Below are 15,204 nucleotides of genomic sequence, written 5' to 3'. Positions count from 1 at the left end.
TCGATGAAGCGGGGCAGCAGGTCCACCAGGGTGCTCTTTCCGGCCCCGGACGGCCCCACCAGCGCCACCACCTGCCCGGGCTTCGCCTCGAACGAGATGTCGTGGAGCACCGGGCGGCCGGGCTCGTACTCGAAGTGCACGTTCTCGAACCGGATCGACTCGCGGGGCGGGTCCACCGGGCGCTCTTCGTCCGTGCGCGAGGGCTCCGCCGGAGCGTCGAGCACCTCGAAGAACCGCTCGGCGGCGGCGATCGACAGCTGCAGCTTCGCCGGGAGCTGGGCCAGCGCCTTGACCGGCGACACCAGCCGCACCGCCATGGTGACGAAGCTGATGAACACGGCCGCGCTCAGGCTGCCGGTGCCCAGCACCATGTTGGCGCCGATCCAGATGAGGACCAGCGCGATGACGGAGGACAGCGTCTCCGAGATCGGGCCCGCGGCCTGGCTGAGCGCGTTGGCTCGCACCATCCTCCGGGCGTACCACGACGAGCTGGCGTCGAACCGCTTCCGCTCGTGCTCCTCGGCCCCGAAGGACTTCACCAGCCGGATCCCGCTCATCGTCTCCTGCGCCACGGACAGGAGTTCGCCGCGCTGCTGGAACGCCTTCGAGTAACTGGACTTGAGCCGCCTGAGCACGGGGCCGAGTCCGACGGCGACCAGCGGTCCGGTCACCAGGGCGACGAGCGTCAGGCGCCACGACATCATGAACAGGAAGACCACGTAGGTCACGGCCGTCACCAGCTGCCGAAGCGCGTCGGTGAGGGCGAAGGTGATGACCGTCCGGGCCTCCCGGGTGTCGTTCAGCACGCGGGTGATCAGCTGCCCTACCTTCATGCGACCGAAGAAGGAGAGCGGGAGGTACTGGAGGTGGCCGTACACGTCGTCCCGCATCCGGCGCTCGACGTGTTCCTGCACGTAGATGGTCAGCAGGCGCGCCGCGTACAGCGTCAGGTTCTTGAGGAACAGGGCGCCGAGCACCAGCAGACACACGTTCCGCAGGGCGCCCAGCGGATCGCCGGTGCGGATCCACCCGCCGAACCACGAGTCCAGGAGGCGCTCGAGGCTGCTCATGTCCGCGCCCGCGAGGATCTCCAACCCGAACAGCGACTGCAGGAACGGGATGAGGAGCACCAGGGTGAAGGCGTCGAGCGCCGCCGAGACGATCATCAGGAGGATCGCCGCTCCGAGCAGCCCCGCGAACGACTTCACGTACGAGAACAGGCGGGCGTAGGAGGTCCACATGGAAGGAGCCCTCACGCCTTCGGGGTCAGGAGCGCGACCGGGAGCACCATCTCCTCCGGGCTGACGCCGCCGTGCAGGAAGCTGTCCCGGTACCGTCCCTGGTACTCGCGCAGCTTGGTCGGATACACGAAGTAGTAGTCTTCCCGGCACATCATGTAGGTCGAATGAAAGCCCCTCGGAGGCAGTCTCAGCTTCTCGGGATCGGTGACCGCGAAGACCCCTTCCTTGTGATCGACCCGCATGTCCCGGCCGAACTTGTAGCGAAGGTTGGCCGTCGCGTCCCGGTGCGCGTAGATCGTGAGCGGACGATTGCAGTGCACCGATCCGTGGTCGGTGGTGAGCAGCACCGGGACGCCCCGCTTCGCCGCCTCCCGGAGGGAGCCGAGCGCCGCGGAGCGCTCGAACCACGACACGGTGAGGGAGCGGAGCGCCGGCGCGTCACGCGCCACCTCCCAGATCAGTCGGGACTCGCTGCGCCCGTGGGTGAGCAGGTCGACGAAACCGAACACCAGGGCCGTGGCGGAGGTGCCGGAGAGATACCCCCCGAGCCGCTGCAGCATGGCGTTTCCCTGGTCCGCCGAGAACACCTTCTCGTAGTGCGTCCGCACGTCCGGCCCGGCCAGCTCCCCGATGTGCCGGGCGAACAGCTCGTCCTCGAACGTGTTGTAGCCCGCCTCCGTCCCGGCGTCGAACCAGCCGGGCCGGGCCTCCTCGATCTCGTCCGGGAAGCGGCCGCTGAAGATCGCGTTGCGCGAGAACGGCGTCGCGGTCGGGAGGATGGAGGAATACAGCGCCTCTTCGACCTCGAACAGGTCGGTGAGCAGCGGCCGGATGGCCCGCCACTGGTCGAGCCGGAGGCAGTCGATCACCACGAGCAGGGCGGACCGCCCGTCGCCGAGCAGCGGGGCGAAGAAACGCTCCAGCACGTCCACCGAGAGCGGCGGCCCGGCCTCTCCTTCCTCGTGCAGCCACTCGGAGTAGCGTCTCGTCACCAGCTCGGAGTAGTTGCGACGGACGTCGCCGCTCAGGGCCTCGATTGTCTCGGAGAGGCTCGTTTCGCCTTCCCTCTCGAGGCGAAGCTCCCAGTCCACCAGCTCGCTGAACAGGGCGGCCCAGTCGTCCCAGTTCTGCGCCCGGATGATGGCGTCGCGCAGCTCTCCGAACCGGGCGGTGAACTCCCTCGCCGCCTGCTGGTGCCGGAGGCGCGGCCCGGCGAGCAGCCGCGTCACCACCGAGAGGACCTGCCGCGGGCTGGTCGGCTTGATGATGTAGTCGTCCGCGCGCCGGCCGAGCGCCTCGTGCAGCGTCTCCTCCGCCTCGCTCTTCGTGACCATCACGATCGGAAGGTCCCGTCCCGCCGTACGGATGGCGCTCAGCACGTCGAGCCCCCGGAGGCCGGGCATCTGCTCGTCGAGCAGGATCAGGTCGTACGTCTCCCGCTCCAGGAGCTCGAGCGCGTCGGCCCCGTTCATCACGGCATCGACGTGATAGCCCTCACGGATCAGCAGAAGCGTGTGCGGACGGAGAAGGTCGACCTCGTCGTCGACCCACAGGATCTTACCCTTGCTCAAGACGCCTGGACGATCTCCTCTCTGGGGGCGGGCCCTCGCGGCACGGAAATGTGTCGGGAATATGGCACCTCCTGTCACCCGCACCACCCCGCTCGGTTCCGGGGCGGTCGGGCGGCGACGCGAATCGCCGCGGGCGGCGGCCGTGGTCACCGGGGAAGCGTCGGCAGCGATGGCCGCCGAAGAGCGGGCATGGCTTACCGGCTCAGCGCCGGCACCGCCCCATCCACCGCGCGCTGGAGTCGCTCCAGCACGTCGTCCACCTCGATGAGTCCCATGTTGCCGGCGCGGAACTCGGCCGAGGGAACCGTTTCGCCAGGCCGCGAATACCGATCGATGACGAGCTCGCGCGGCCCCCGGTAGGGTCCCACCCGCTTCGGGTCCGTGTACCCGTACAGGCCGATCACCGGCGTGCCGAGCGCGGACGCCATGTGGAGGGGGCCGGTGTCGGGGCTGAGCAGCAGGTCCGACCCGTCGAGCAGCCAGGCGAGGCGGCGCAGGTCGTTCCGCAGGGCGACAATCGGCCGCGCGGCGGTGGCCTCGACCACCGCGCGCGCCGCTTCGACCTCGGCCGGGTGCTCACTCCCGACGATCATCGTCCGGAGGCCGAAGTCGGATTCGGCCACTTCGAGGACCCGGGCGTAACGCTCCGGGACCCAGTTCTTCCCCGGCCGGGTGGTAGCCACGACCACGGCCATCACCGGACGGTCGATCTCCGCGAAGAACGCATCCCGGGCCTCGCGCTCCGCCGCATCGAAGGCGAACCGCCACTCGCGGACGGGAGAGACCCCGAGGTGGTCGAGGAACTCGAAGTACTGGTCCTGCACGTGCTGCGGCTCGTGGGGCGGGATCCGCTCGGTGGTGAAGAGCCAGTTGAAGTCGCGGGCCCGGCGGCGGTCGAAGCCGAGCTTCCGCGGCGAATCGAGCATCGCCGTGAGCAGGCCGGCCTTCAGGTACACCTGGAGGCCCACCACGAGGTCGAACCGGCGGCCCCGGACCGCGCGGCGGAAGTCGCGGAAGCCCCGCAGCCCGGCCGAGCGGTCGAACACCACGAAATCATCGACATCGGGGTGGGGAGCGACGAGCGCGTGGGCCACCGGCTGGATGACCCAGGTGATCCGGGCCTCCGGCCACGCGCGCTTCAGAGAGGTGACGACCGGCATCCCGTGCACCACGTCCCCGATCGCGCTGAGCAGCACGACGGCGATCGAGCGTGGCGGGGGGTTGGTGACGGTCATGGCCTCTCGTCGGTGGTATGGAGCCTTCCGGCGGTTCGGCGGTACATTACGTTCTGGACGGGCCCGGGCAAACACCAGCGACCGGTTCGGCATGCGGATCCTCAGTCGATACATACTCAAGCAGCACGTCGCCCCGTTCACCTTCGCCGTGAGCGCGCTGACGCTCCTCATGCTCCTCGACCAGCTCGCGAAGCAGTTCCACCGCCTCGTCGGCAAGGGGCTGGGCGCCCGGGTGATCACGGAGGTGTTCTTCTACTCGATTCCCTTCATCCTGGCGGTCATCGTCCCGATGGCCGTGCTGGTGTCGGTGCTCTATGCCTTCAACCGGCTGGCCGCCGACAACGAGATCTCCGCCATGAAGGCCAGCGGCGTGAGCCTCGCCCGCATCGCGGCGCCGGCGATCGTGGCGGCCGCCCTGGTGGCGGGCGGACTGGTGTGGTTCAACGACACGGTCCTGCCGGAGGCGAACCACCGGCTCGCCAGCCTGCGGGCCAGCATCGGCCGGAAGCAGCCCACCTTCGCGCTGCAGGAGCGGCGGGTGAACGAGGTGATCGATCGGAGGCTGTTCCTGCAGGCCGCCCACATCGACATCGCCTCGAGCGAGCTCGAGAACGTCACCATCTGGGACGAGCGGGACGAGGACCGGTCCCGAACGATCTACGCCACGAGCGGAAAGATGGCGTTCAACGAGGCGCAGACGGACCTGTACCTGCAGCTGTTCGACGGCAAGGTGCAGGAGACGAGGTACGACTCGCCGGGCTCGTTCCACGAGGTATGGTTCGAGACCAACAACATCCGCATCGCCGACGTCGGCAACGAGCTGGACCTCGAGACCTCGAAGTTCCGGAGTGACCGCGAGCTTCCGATCGATTCGATGGTGGTGCAGATCCGCGAGGCGCGGGTAGAGGCCGCCCGGGTCGAGGATGTCAGCGCCGCGATGGCCCTCTCCGTCACCTCCCGCCGGCTCGGGGGTCTGGCGCCGGACGCCGCGGAGCTGGCCCCGGCGGACACGGCCGGCCCGGTCGCCGAGGCGTGGAACACGGGACGCCGGCTCGAGGCCCCTTCCTCCGCGTACAACTCGTTCCGGGCCAACGCCATACAGCTCAAGCGACACCGTGAGCGGGCCAACCGGTTCGAGGTGGAGATCTGGAAGAAGTTCACCATCCCGGCGGCCTGCATCGTGTTCGTGCTGATCGGCGTGCCCGTGGCGGTCCGGTTCCGACGCGGCGGCGTGGGCCTGGTGGTGGGCGTCAGCCTCGGCGTGTTCTGCCTCTACTACGTGGGCCTGATCGGGGGCGAGAAGCTGGCCGACCGGCGGCTCCTCTCCCCGGCTCTCGCCATGTGGAGCCCCAACATCCTGTTCGGCCTGATCGGAGTCGCCGGCTTCTTCAAGGCCCGGCGGGCGGGCGGATGAGGATCCTCGACCGGTACGTGGCGCGACAGTTCCTGCGGATCTTCCTGATCTGCGTGCTCGGCGTCCCGTTTCTCTTCCAGGTGATCGACCTCACCGACAACCTGGACAACTTCATCCAGGACGGCGTCGGACAGGCACAGGTGGTGACCTTCTACCTGTACCAGATGCCGTATCAGATGCTGCTCGCCTTCCCGATCGCCTGCCTCCTGGCGGCCGTGTTCACGATCTCCCGCATGACCCGGCACTTCGAGGTGACCGCGGCGAAGGCCGGTGGGGTGAGCTTCTATCGCCTGGTGGCGCCGCAGCTCCTCCTCGGCTTGCTGATCAGCGGGATCGCCCTGGCGCTCACCGAGGTGGTGCCGGACTCGAACCGGAAGGCGGCCGAGTCGATCGAAAACAACGAGCAGCGCGAGTTCGACGTCCGTCTCAACTTCGTCTACCGGGGAGACGAGGGACGCTACTACTTCGTCCGTCGGCTCGACGCCGCCGCCGGCGCGATGATGGCCGTGAAGGTGGACCGGGAGGGAACGGGGTGGGAGTACCCGACCTACTCGGCCAGCGCACCCGAGGCGGTGTGGGACTCGGCCCGCAGTCGCTGGATGCTGAAGGACGGGCACATTCGCTTCAGCCCGGCACGCGGACGCCTGATCGACGTGGCCTTCACGGAGCTCTGGCAGGCCCCCTTCCGGGAGGACCCGTACGAGCTCCTGGCCAAGCCCAAGGACGCGGACGAGATGGACTACGCCGAGCTGAGCCGCTTCATCGAGGCGCTCGAGCGATCCGGCGAGGACCCGAGGAAGGAGAAGGTGCAGCTGGCGCTGAAGACCGCCTTCCCTTTCACCTGCTTCATCATCGTGCTGTTCGGGGCGCCGCTGGCGAACTCCACGCGTCGGGGCGGCGCGGCCCTGTCCATCGGCCTCGCCCTGGCCACCACGATCGTCTTCCTGACCCTGATCCGGGTCGGCGAGGCGCTCGGGGCGGGCGGCGTGTTGCCGCCGGTGGCGGCGGCGTGGTTTCCGAACGCGATCTTCTTCGTGGCGGGGCTCGGGCTCATGGTGCGGGTGAAGACCTAGCCCTTCAGCGCCTCCGCGATCACGTCGCGCACCCGCTCCTGCGCGGCGGGCTCGATCGCCGGCCAGATCGGGAGGCTGAGCACCTCTTCGGCCACCGACTCGGCCACCGGCATCGAGACGTCCCGGTCGGCGTACACGGGCAGCCGGTGACACGGGATCGGGTAGTAGATCATGCTGCCGATCGAGGCCTCGCCGAGGGCCTCCCGCATCAGGTCCCGGCGGCCGTCCAGCACCCGAATCGTGTACTGGTGGAACACGTGTCCCGGCACGATCTCGGGCGCGATCACCCCGTCGACGCCCGCGAACAGCGCCTCGTAGCGGATCGCCGCCTCCCGCCGCTTCTCGTTGTTGGCATCCAGGCGCGGCAGCTTGATCCGCAGCAGGGCCGCCTGCAGGGCGTCGAGGCGGGAGTTGTAGCCCAGCATCTCGTTCTCGTACCGGCGGGCCGAGCCGTGATCGCGCAGCATTCGCGCGAGATCGGCGACCTCCCGATCGTCGGTGACGAGGAGCCCCCCGTCGCCGAAGCCGCCGAGGTTCTTGGTCGGGTAGAAGGAGAACGCGCCCACCTCGCCCACGCTCCCCGTCTGGCGGCCCGCGAAGCGGGTGTCCGGACCGAAGCGGGCGCCGAACGACTGGGCGCTGTCCTCGATCACGGCGAGGTCGTGCCGGGCCGCGATGTCGGCGATCGCGTCCATGTCCGCCGGCCGGCCGAACAGGTGGACTGGCATGAGGGCGCGGGTGCGCGGGGTCACGGCCGCCTCGACGCGCTCCGGGTCCACGTTGAACGAGTCCGGGTCGATGTCCGCGAACACCTCGGTGGCGCCGACGATGCCGATCGACTCGGGAGAGGCGAAGAAGGTGAAGGGGGAGGTGATCACCTCGTCCCCCGGGCCGATGCCGAGCGCCCGGAGTCCGATCACCAGGGCGTCGGTGCCCGAGTTGAGGGCGATCGCGTGCTCCACGCCGAGGTACTCGGCCGCTTCGGCCTCGAATCCGGCCACCTCCGGTCCTCCGACGAAGTAGCCGGAGCGGAGGACGCGGGCGGAGACCTCTTCGACCTCGGTCCAGATGTCTTCGAGCTCCGGTCCGAGATCCAGGACCGGAATCGGGGCGTGCGGGTCCCCGGCGGCCGTGGAGGCGGCGGAGTTCGACCGATCGTCAGACGCCATAGTACGACCTGTACCAGTCCACGAAGCGGCGGAGCCCTTCCTCGATCGGGGTGCCCGGACGGAAGCCGGTGTCACGGGCCAGCGCATCGATGTCCGCCGCGGTGGCGGGGACGTCGCCGGGCTGCATGGGCAGCATGTTGCGCTCCGCCTTCACCCCGAGGATCCCCTCGAGGACCTCGATGAATCGGCCCAGCTCCACCGACTCGTTGTTCCCGATGTTGTAGACCCGGAAGGGCGCGTAGCTGCTCGCGGGGTCCGGCCGCTCGCCGCTCCACTCCGGATCGGCCTCGGCCACCCGGTCGGAGGCCCGCACCACGCCTTCCGTGATGTCGTCGATGTAGGTGAAGTCCCGCCTCATCTTGCCGTGATTGTAGACGTCGATCGGGCGGCCTTCGAGGATCGCCTTCGTGAACTTGAAGTAGGCCATGTCCGGGCGGCCCCAGGGACCGTAGACCGTGAAGAATCGCAGCCCCGTGGTCGGCAGGCCGTACAGGTGACTGTACGAGTGGGCCATCAGCTCGTTCGCCTTCTTCGTGGCCGCGTACAGGCTCACCGGGTGGTCGACGTTGTGCCGCACCGAGTACGGTAGCACCTCGTTGGCGCCGTACACCGAGCTGGTGGAGGCGTAGGTCAGGTGCTCCACTCCGGTCTGGCGGCACCCCTCGAGCACGTTGAGGAACCCGACCAGGTTGCTCTGCCCGTAGGCGTGCGGGTTCTCGAGCGAGTACCGCACCCCTGCCTGCGCCCCGAGGTGGATGACCCGGTCGAACGACTCGCGGTCGAACAGGCTCTCCATCCCTTCGCGGTCCGCGAAGTCGAGACGCTCGAAGGTCCAGCGATCGTACGGCTCCAGCTCGGCGATCCGGGCCCGCTTCAGCTCCGGATCGTAGTAGTCGTTGAGGTTGTCGATCCCTACGACCCGGTCGCCGCGATCGAGCAGCGCACGGGACACGTGATAGCCGATGAACCCGGCGGCTCCCGTCACCAGTATGTTCTTCAAGTCGTTCCCCGTCCGTTGTCCTTATCGATACCCGTCGCGGGCCATCCGACCCGCGATCGAAGCGAAGCTGCGGCCTTCAACGACCGGTCCGCAAGCCGGGGCCGTGCAGGAAGCGGGCCATCGCGGCCGGGCTGGGCAAGCGGAAGCCGATCGCGTATTGTGGGTGCTGACCGAGGCTCCGAGGGTACGAAGTGGGGAAGGATGTCTATGAGTCTAATGGTACTGATTCTCATCGGGGGCGGCTTCATCGGAGCCTCGGTGGCCTACCTCCAGAACTACTTCGCCCGACACGACCCGGATGCCGGGAGCGCTCTCTCCGTGGGCGCCTGGTTCGCCGGCAGTTCGATCCTCATCGTGTGGCTGCTCATCGACCCGTCCGGGATCCTTGCCCCGAGCCTCGCCCTGTCGGCGGCCCTCGCGTACCTGCTCACCCAGGAGCTGTGTGAGCGGAGGGCGGAGACCGCATCGAAGAAGGTGACCGACCGTCCGTCAGCCGGCGATCAGCTTCGAGCGGCGGAAGCGCCTCACTCCGAGCCGTAACAGGAAGAGGTCGGTCAGCAGCAGGATCGTCACGATCCCGAGGATCCCCTCGACCGGACTGACCCCCGAAGCCCACCCGACCAGGGCCGCCTGTGTGTCCGGCGGCAGCGCCCGCCACAGAGCGCCGAGCCCGAACGACCCCCCGAAGATCAGCACGAACAGCGGCAGCATCATGGCCTGGTGTGCCGACCGCACGGTCTCCGATCGCAGGGAGATGAAGGTGCCGATGCCCGCGATCAGGAGCGCCGAGGCGTAGGACCCGAGGAGCGCGGCGATCCACACCGACGGCCCGTACAGGAAGAGTCCGCCGCTCGCCCCGTCCGAAGCTGAGCCGCCCCCCGCCAGGTTGAGGGCGACGAGCGAGGCGAACAGGATGAGGAGGGTGATCGCCCAGGCGTACGTGCAGACCGCGAGGATCTTGCCCAGGTAGATCGACGAGTCGGGAAGCCGGGTGGCGAGGAGCGTCTCCAGCGTCTTCCGCTCCCGCTCGCCCGCAAACGTGTCGGCCACGTACGGTCCGGCCAGGAAGAGCGGGATCATGAACACGAACACGGTGGGGACCGCCCCGCTCCGCCAGGCGTCGGACTGGGACAGCGGGAAGAAGACGCCGAACAGGAAGACGAAGAACAGCTCGCGGATCAGCCCCTTCCGGCCCGAGCCTCCCCCGACGATCTCTCTCAGCTCCTTGCGCGCCACCGTCCCGATGTCCGTCGTCACGACTCCTCCTCGCGGGTCTCCGCCGCCTCTTCCTCCTCGACCAGTTTGAGGAAGATGTCCTCGAGACTCTCCCGGGCCGTCTCGACGCCGGAGATCCGGGCGCCTGCCTCGACCAGGACCCTCACGGCCTCGGAGGCGTCCGTTCCCGACACCAGGTCCACCAGGATCCGGGCCGGATCGTCGGCCTCCAGCGTGGCCCGCTCCACGTCGGAGAGCTCGGCCACCCGCGCCGTCAGCTCCGGGGTGAATCCCGATCCGGTGATCGCCACCCGGCCGGCGCCGCTCCCGTGGATCTCCTCGGGGCTGCCCTCGGCGAGCAGGGCCCCGCGACGGATGACGGCGACCCGGTCGCACACCTTCTCGGCCTCGAGGAGGTTGTGGGTGGTGAGGAACACGGTCACCCCCTCGTCCCGGGCCAGGGCGACGAGCTGGTTCCGGAGCGCCACCGCGCTCGGCGTGTCGAGCCCGGAGGTAGGCTCATCCAGAAAGAGGAGCTTCGGGCGGCTGAGGAAGGCGCGGGCCAGGGCCAGCTTCTGACGCATGCCCTTGGAGAAGTCCGCGACCTGACCGTCGCGCCGCTCCCACAGGTCCATGGCCGTGAGCAGGTCCCGGATGCGGGCCTGGCGGTCGGCCGCGTCCAAGCGGGCGATCCGGCCGAAGTAGTCCAGGTTCTGGAGGGCCGAGAGGCGCGTGTACAGACCATCGGATTCGAGCAGGACGCCGGCCTGCTCGCGAATCGCCTGCGATTCCGTGCGCACGTCGTTTCCGAGCACCGTCGCCTCGCCGGCCGAGGGCTCGAGCAGCCCGAGCAGCAGCCGGATCGTGGTCGTCTTCCCTGCCCCGTTCGGTCCGAGAAAGCCGTAGATCGTCCCGGCGGGCACATCGATCGAGAGGTCGTGGACCGCGCGCACCCCGCCGAACTGCTTCGACAGCCGGACGGTGCGGATGGCGATCCCGTCGGAGGCGCCCGTCATACGGCTCCCTCCTGGCGGGCCTCCGGTCCGGCCGGCCCGGTCGATCCCGCGCCCCGACCGCGCAGCTGCCGGAAGCGGGCGGTGACACCGGCGGTCGTCCCGACGACCGCGGCCGCCGCGAGGGCGAGGGTGAGACCGGGAGCGAACGGCGAAGCGCCGAGCGCGAGCACCACGAGCCACGTTCCGACGTGACAGATGGAGAGGAAGATCGTGAGCCTCCGTCGGCTGCGGCTGGACACCCAGGCGGCGGCCCAACCGCCGATCGCCGCGGCCACCCCGTACGCGGTGAGGAGACCGAACACGATGCCGCGGTGCTCGAGCAGCTCCGGCCCGAGCCGTCCGTCGTTCGCCGACCGGAGTCCCCGGAGCAGCAGATAGCCGATCGGGATGGCCGCGCCGAGCGTCACCCACAGCCCCGTGATCAGGGCGGTCACGCAGCGCAGGTATCCGCGGACGATCATCGAGATCCGTCGCCCCCCTCGAGCCGCTCGAGGTCGGCATCCACCATCATTTCCACCAGCCCCTCGAAGTCCACCGACGGCTCCCAGCCCAGCAGCTCGCGCGCCTTCGAGGCATCGGCGCACAGGTGCTCCACCTCGGCCGGTCGGTACAGGGCCGGGTCCTCGATCACGTGCGCCTCCCATTCGAGGCCGGCGTGCTCGAACGCCAGCCGCACCAGGTCGCGCACCGAGTGCATGACGCCCGTCCCGACTACGAAGTCCTCGGGCTCGTCCCGCTGCAGCATGCGCCACATGGCGTCCACGTAGTCGCCCGCGTATCCCCAGTCGCGCCGGGCCTCGAGGTTCCCGAGGTGAAGGACCTTCTGGCGTCCCAGCTTGATGCGTGCGACCGCGTCGGTGACCTTCCGGGTCACGAACTCCAGCCCGCGCCTCGGGCTCTCGTGGTTGAACAGGATGCCGCTGGTCGCGAACAGGTCGTAGCTCTCCCGGTAGTTCACCGTGATGAAGTGGCCGTACACCTTGGCCACGCCGTACGGGCTGCGCGGGTAGAAGGGCGTCTCCTCGTTCTGCGGGCTGTGGCGGACCTTCCCGAACATCTCGGAGGAGGAGGCCTGGTAGAACCGGATGTCCGGATTCACCGTGCGGATCCCCTCCAGCATGCGCGTGACCCCGAGCGCCGTGAACTCGCCCGTGAGGAGCGGCTGGTTCCAGGAAGTGGGGACGAAGGACTGGGCAGCCAGGTTGTAGACCTCCCGGGGCTCCACCTCCTCGAGGACCGTGATGATGGAAAGCTGGTCGAGGAGGTCCATCTGGTGGAGGGTGACCCGGTCCCGGATGTGCGCGATGCGCTCGAACTTCTCGACGCTCGAGCGGCGCACCGTTCCGTGCACGTCGTACCCCTTCTCCAGCAGGTGCTCGGCCAGATACGAGCCATCCTGCCCGGTGATTCCGGTGATGAGAGCGGCTTTCATGATCGTCGGCGCCTCTGGTCGATCCCTCGGGAACGGAAGGTCAGGCGGAGAAGCTACCGGCGGGGACCCGGCGGTACAAGAAAGAACACGGCAGCTCCAGCCCGGCGAATTGGCATTCGAGTGACGGTGAGGTGACGCGCGACGTAGACGTTCTTACAACATCTGCGCTCGCCCCCTCGCACATAGAGCGTCCTGCAGACCGTACGGCGTCCCCCTGGACGCACGGTCGCATCTCACCATCGCGACCTCTGCCGTCCACGAGAGGCCGCAGAGCGCACAAGGAGGCTCTTATGCGCTGGCGCATTCCACTACTCGTTTCCTTCGCCCTGTTCGTGGCCGTCAGCTGCGACCAGCAGGCCACGGAGCCGCAGCCGCAGGATGTCACCGAGGCCGTGAGCTTCAACTTCGCGAACGGACCGGAGCTTCCGGGGAAGTCCCCGGTGAGCCGATTCGTCCTCGAAGACGTGCACTACTGGTGCACGACCACGGATCCAGCGAACGACCTGTACGCGTTCCGCTACGACCCGTGGGAGTACTTCTGCAACGGAGGGTCGGAACATCCGGATTGGGACGTCCAGACCATCGAGCACGAAAGGCACGTCTACGTGGTCCAGGGCGGGAACGAGCCACTCTACATTTATGACATGACCGACCTGATCGAGGCAGCCGATTTCTGTGAATTCGTGGCCAATGAATGGCTGTATCGGGGCATGGTCACCACCATGCGCGCGAATGAGAGCTGGAGCAGCGACTTCAACGAAGGGCTCATGCAGTTCAAGGCGCACGGCGTCGTATACGACCCCGACGGAAACAAACACATGTATCGTGAGCACCAGAAGCTCACGAGCAGTGGCGGCTGGACCCACGAGGACATTGTCGTGAACTAGCGATCACGCGGTGACTCGAGCAGGGCCGAGCGCCCGGCGATCTCGCGAGGCTCTTTTGCCTGTGGCGGGGCGCCGGGCGCTTCGCATGACGCTCACTTGACTTCCACCACCCATACTTGGAGACGAGGCCCCGCATCGGCGAAAGTGCCAGATCCTCCCTCCTGGCCCGTTTCAACTCCGGGACAAGGAGGTCACCGTGAGCAGACTGGCGGCTCTGGCCGCAGCCGGACTCGTTCTGGCAGCGTGTGACGCTGTCGTCGAGCCGTCGACCGAGAGCGAACCGAACGTCCTATCCACCTTCGCCGCGAAGTCGGATGGACCCGACGCACCCCTCGTGTACGTGACCAACAGTTCATCCAGGACCGTTTCGGTCATCGATGCCGCGACCCAATCCGTCGTGGCGACCATTCCAACTCCGGAACGACCCTTCAGGCCAGCAGCCACGCCCGACGGGGCCTACGTGTACGTGACCATGGGCTTCACGGGAGGATCCGTAGCCGTCATCGAGACCGCGACCAACAGCATCGTGGCTACCATTCCCCTCTCGGGGTACCCGCTCGGTCTGGCGATCACGCCCGACGGAGATTTTGCCTACGTCGCGAGTGCTCCGGAGACCGTGGCCGTGATCTCCACGGCGTCGAACACGGTCGTGGACGAGATCGACATCGGACCGGGCAACGGCTACTCGGTAGCGTTCACCCCCGACGGAGCCTACGCGTACGTCTCGCAGGGCAGCTATCCGCACAAGGTGACCGTGATCGAGACGGCATCGAATACGGTGGTGGACGTGATCCCGGTCGGCTCCGGACCCTCGGGCCTGGCGGTCACACCGGACGGGAACTTCGTGTACGTCGCTCTCAACAACTACCCGGGTGGCGTGGACGTGATCGAGACGTCCACGAATACCGTGAAGACCTTCATCAACGCGGGCAATACGGCGGCTGACGTCGCAATCAGTCTGACGGGAGAGCTCGTGTACGTCACCCTCAACAACTTTTCGGGCGGAGTGGCCGTCATCGATGCGCAGTCCAACTCCGTGCTCGACATGATCTCCGTGCCCGTGAACGTCGGGCGCCTGGCGATCACGCCGGATGGGGCCTTTCTGTACGTCACTCACGAGCCGCCGACGGGCGGGAACGGCATCGTATACGTCCTATCGACGACGAGTCGCGAGGTCGTTTCCACGGTGGAAGTGGGCCGCAGTCCCCGCGGAGTCGCCGTGGCCGCGCCCGGGGGGCGCGAACGAGGGCAAGAGCGGGTGAACATCTGCCACAAGGGCCACGAGATCCGCGTGGCCGCGCCCGCCGTGGACGCACACCTCAGGCATGGGGACACCTTCGCACCCTGTGACTGACACCCTCCAATCAGGCGCCCGGCGACCTCGCGAGGCTCGAATGCCTGCGGCGGGGCGCCGGGCGCATCGCGATTGACCCCGGCTTGACCGGGCTCCCGTACGCTCACGGTGCCCCCCGATGAATGGAGGTGAACCGTGAAGCGCAGTCGCCCTGTCTCGATCTTCCTGGCCGTGCTCGTCGTCTGGCTCTCGGGCTGCACCTACACCGCCATCGAGGTGCGTGACCTTTCTGAGCACAACAAGGTGCTGGTCACCACGACAGACGGCGCAGAGATCACGCTTCACGACCCGAGAATCGTGGCGGACAGCATCGTGGGGCGGGATGAGCCGGCGATCGCCCTGGACGACGTTGCCGAACTCGAGGCGGTCGGAGTCAGCAGTGCAGCGTACATGATGCCCATTGGCATCGCGGTCGTGGCCGGAGGGATCATTCTGTTCGGAAGCAACGCGTGCAAGATGGATTGGATGAACGGTTGCGGTGACGATTGACGTGCTTCCTTCACTCGCCCGCCGCCGACCGTCACCAGCCGACCGCGCGATCCACCGCCACAAGGCCAGCCCGCCCGTTTGACGATCGGCGATTTCCTCACGTATTCT

General features: G+C 68.0%; 15 protein-coding genes. 6 read left to right on the top strand and 9 right to left on the bottom strand.

Annotated elements, in window-relative coordinates:
• The 3 genes from AC36XV_RS12390 to AC36XV_RS12380 all read right to left on the bottom strand — a co-directional run.
• The coding region (locus tag AC36XV_RS12390; protein ID WP_492203996.1) for an ABC transporter ATP-binding protein at nt 1–1,241 on the bottom strand (1,241 nt) is incomplete at its 3' end.
• A gap of 11 nt (nt 1,242–1,252) precedes the next feature.
• Entirely contained in the window at nt 1,253–2,812 is a 1,560-nt protein-coding gene (gene porX / locus AC36XV_RS12385; RefSeq protein WP_492203995.1) for a T9SS response regulator signal transducer PorX, read from the bottom strand.
• 194 nt (nt 2,813–3,006) lie between these two features.
• Entirely contained in the window at nt 3,007–4,047 is a 1,041-nt protein-coding gene (locus AC36XV_RS12380) for a glycosyltransferase family 9 protein (protein ID WP_492203994.1), read from the bottom strand.
• Between the two features lie 91 nt (nt 4,048–4,138).
• Between AC36XV_RS12380 and AC36XV_RS12375 the strand changes: the two genes are divergently transcribed.
• Nucleotides 4,139–5,461, top strand: coding sequence for an LptF/LptG family permease (locus AC36XV_RS12375; protein WP_492203993.1), 1,323 nt, complete (start codon nt 4,139–4,141; stop codon nt 5,459–5,461).
• Nucleotides 5,458–6,534, top strand: a complete 1,077-nt coding sequence (locus AC36XV_RS12370; RefSeq protein WP_492203992.1) for an LptF/LptG family permease — start codon at nt 5,458–5,460, stop codon at nt 6,532–6,534. The genes AC36XV_RS12375 and AC36XV_RS12370 overlap by 4 nt, the downstream gene beginning before the upstream one ends.
• Here AC36XV_RS12370 and AC36XV_RS12365 read toward each other — a convergent pair.
• Together AC36XV_RS12365 and AC36XV_RS12360 are read right to left on the bottom strand one after the other, a co-directional pair.
• Nucleotides 6,531–7,703 carry a DegT/DnrJ/EryC1/StrS family aminotransferase gene (locus AC36XV_RS12365; protein ID WP_492203991.1) on the bottom strand — a complete coding sequence of 391 codons (1,173 nt, stop codon included), beginning with the start codon at nt 7,701–7,703 and terminating at the stop codon, nt 6,531–6,533. The genes AC36XV_RS12370 and AC36XV_RS12365 overlap by 4 nt on opposite strands.
• The gene (locus AC36XV_RS12360) at nt 7,693–8,703 is read right to left on the bottom strand and encodes an NAD-dependent epimerase (protein WP_492203990.1); all 1,011 of its coding nucleotides are present in this window, start codon (nt 8,701–8,703) and stop codon (nt 7,693–7,695) included. Before AC36XV_RS12360 ends, AC36XV_RS12365 begins: the two co-directional genes overlap by 11 nt.
• Before the next feature lie 207 nt (nt 8,704–8,910).
• Here AC36XV_RS12360 and AC36XV_RS12355 point away from each other — a divergent pair, with 207 nt between their 5' ends.
• The gene (locus tag AC36XV_RS12355) at nt 8,911–9,243 is read left to right on the top strand and encodes a hypothetical protein (protein WP_492203989.1); all 333 of its coding nucleotides are present in this window, start codon (nt 8,911–8,913) and stop codon (nt 9,241–9,243) included.
• Here AC36XV_RS12355 and AC36XV_RS12350 read toward each other — a convergent pair.
• The 4 genes from AC36XV_RS12350 to gmd are packed head-to-tail and all read right to left on the bottom strand — an operon-like array spanning nt 9,193 to nt 12,366.
• Complete coding sequence (locus AC36XV_RS12350; protein WP_492203988.1) at nt 9,193–9,960, bottom strand: ABC transporter permease; 768 nt, start codon at nt 9,958–9,960, stop codon at nt 9,193–9,195. The genes AC36XV_RS12355 and AC36XV_RS12350 overlap by 51 nt on opposite strands.
• Complete coding sequence (locus AC36XV_RS12345) at nt 9,957–10,934, bottom strand: ABC transporter ATP-binding protein (protein WP_492203987.1); 978 nt, start codon at nt 10,932–10,934, stop codon at nt 9,957–9,959. Before AC36XV_RS12345 ends, AC36XV_RS12350 begins: the two co-directional genes overlap by 4 nt.
• A complete protein-coding gene (locus tag AC36XV_RS12340; protein ID WP_492203986.1) occupies nt 10,931–11,395 on the bottom strand; it encodes a hypothetical protein in 465 nt (154 codons plus the stop codon). The genes AC36XV_RS12345 and AC36XV_RS12340 overlap by 4 nt, the downstream gene beginning before the upstream one ends.
• Nucleotides 11,392–12,366 (bottom strand): GDP-mannose 4,6-dehydratase, encoded by a 975-nt coding sequence (gmd, locus tag AC36XV_RS12335; protein WP_492203985.1) that lies wholly within the window; start codon nt 12,364–12,366, stop codon nt 11,392–11,394. Before gmd ends, AC36XV_RS12340 begins: the two co-directional genes overlap by 4 nt.
• A gap of 290 nt (nt 12,367–12,656) precedes the next feature.
• Between gmd and AC36XV_RS12330 the strand changes: the two genes are divergently transcribed.
• The 3 genes from AC36XV_RS12330 (at nt 12,657) to AC36XV_RS12320 (ending at nt 15,096) form a co-directional block, all read left to right on the top strand.
• Complete coding sequence (locus tag AC36XV_RS12330; RefSeq protein ID WP_492203984.1) at nt 12,657–13,253, top strand: hypothetical protein; 597 nt, start codon at nt 12,657–12,659, stop codon at nt 13,251–13,253.
• 196 nt (nt 13,254–13,449) lie between these two features.
• The gene (locus tag AC36XV_RS12325; RefSeq protein WP_492203983.1) at nt 13,450–14,607 is read left to right on the top strand and encodes a YVTN family beta-propeller repeat protein; all 1,158 of its coding nucleotides are present in this window, start codon (nt 13,450–13,452) and stop codon (nt 14,605–14,607) included.
• A gap of 135 nt (nt 14,608–14,742) precedes the next feature.
• Nucleotides 14,743–15,096, top strand: a complete 354-nt coding sequence (locus tag AC36XV_RS12320; protein WP_492203982.1) for a hypothetical protein — start codon at nt 14,743–14,745, stop codon at nt 15,094–15,096.
• Nucleotides 15,097–15,204 lie beyond the last annotated feature (108 nt).

Source organism: Candidatus Benthicola sp. (assembly GCF_058719085.1).
This window is presented reverse-complemented; position numbering and strand designations above follow the sequence as displayed.

Excerpts from the sequence above, each read along its gene's own strand:
- gmd (WP_492203985.1), bottom strand. The coding sequence starts at position 12,366 with ATGAAAGCCGCTCTCATCACCGGAATCACCGGGCAGGATGGCTCGTAT.
- AC36XV_RS12370 (WP_492203992.1), top strand. The coding sequence starts at position 5,458 with ATGAGGATCCTCGACCGGTACGTGGCGCGACAGTTCCTGCGGATCTTC.
- AC36XV_RS12345 (WP_492203987.1), bottom strand. The coding sequence starts at position 10,934 with ATGACGGGCGCCTCCGACGGGATCGCCATCCGCACCGTCCGGCTGTCG.
- AC36XV_RS12355 (WP_492203989.1), top strand. The coding sequence starts at position 8,911 with ATGAGTCTAATGGTACTGATTCTCATCGGGGGCGGCTTCATCGGAGCC.
- AC36XV_RS12380 (WP_492203994.1), bottom strand. The coding sequence starts at position 4,047 with ATGACCGTCACCAACCCCCCGCCACGCTCGATCGCCGTCGTGCTGCTC.
- AC36XV_RS12340 (WP_492203986.1), bottom strand. The coding sequence starts at position 11,395 with ATGATCGTCCGCGGATACCTGCGCTGCGTGACCGCCCTGATCACGGGG.
- AC36XV_RS12365 (WP_492203991.1), bottom strand. The coding sequence starts at position 7,703 with ATGGCGTCTGACGATCGGTCGAACTCCGCCGCCTCCACGGCCGCCGGG.
- AC36XV_RS12375 (WP_492203993.1), top strand. The coding sequence starts at position 4,139 with ATGCGGATCCTCAGTCGATACATACTCAAGCAGCACGTCGCCCCGTTC.
- AC36XV_RS12330 (WP_492203984.1), top strand. The coding sequence starts at position 12,657 with ATGCGCTGGCGCATTCCACTACTCGTTTCCTTCGCCCTGTTCGTGGCC.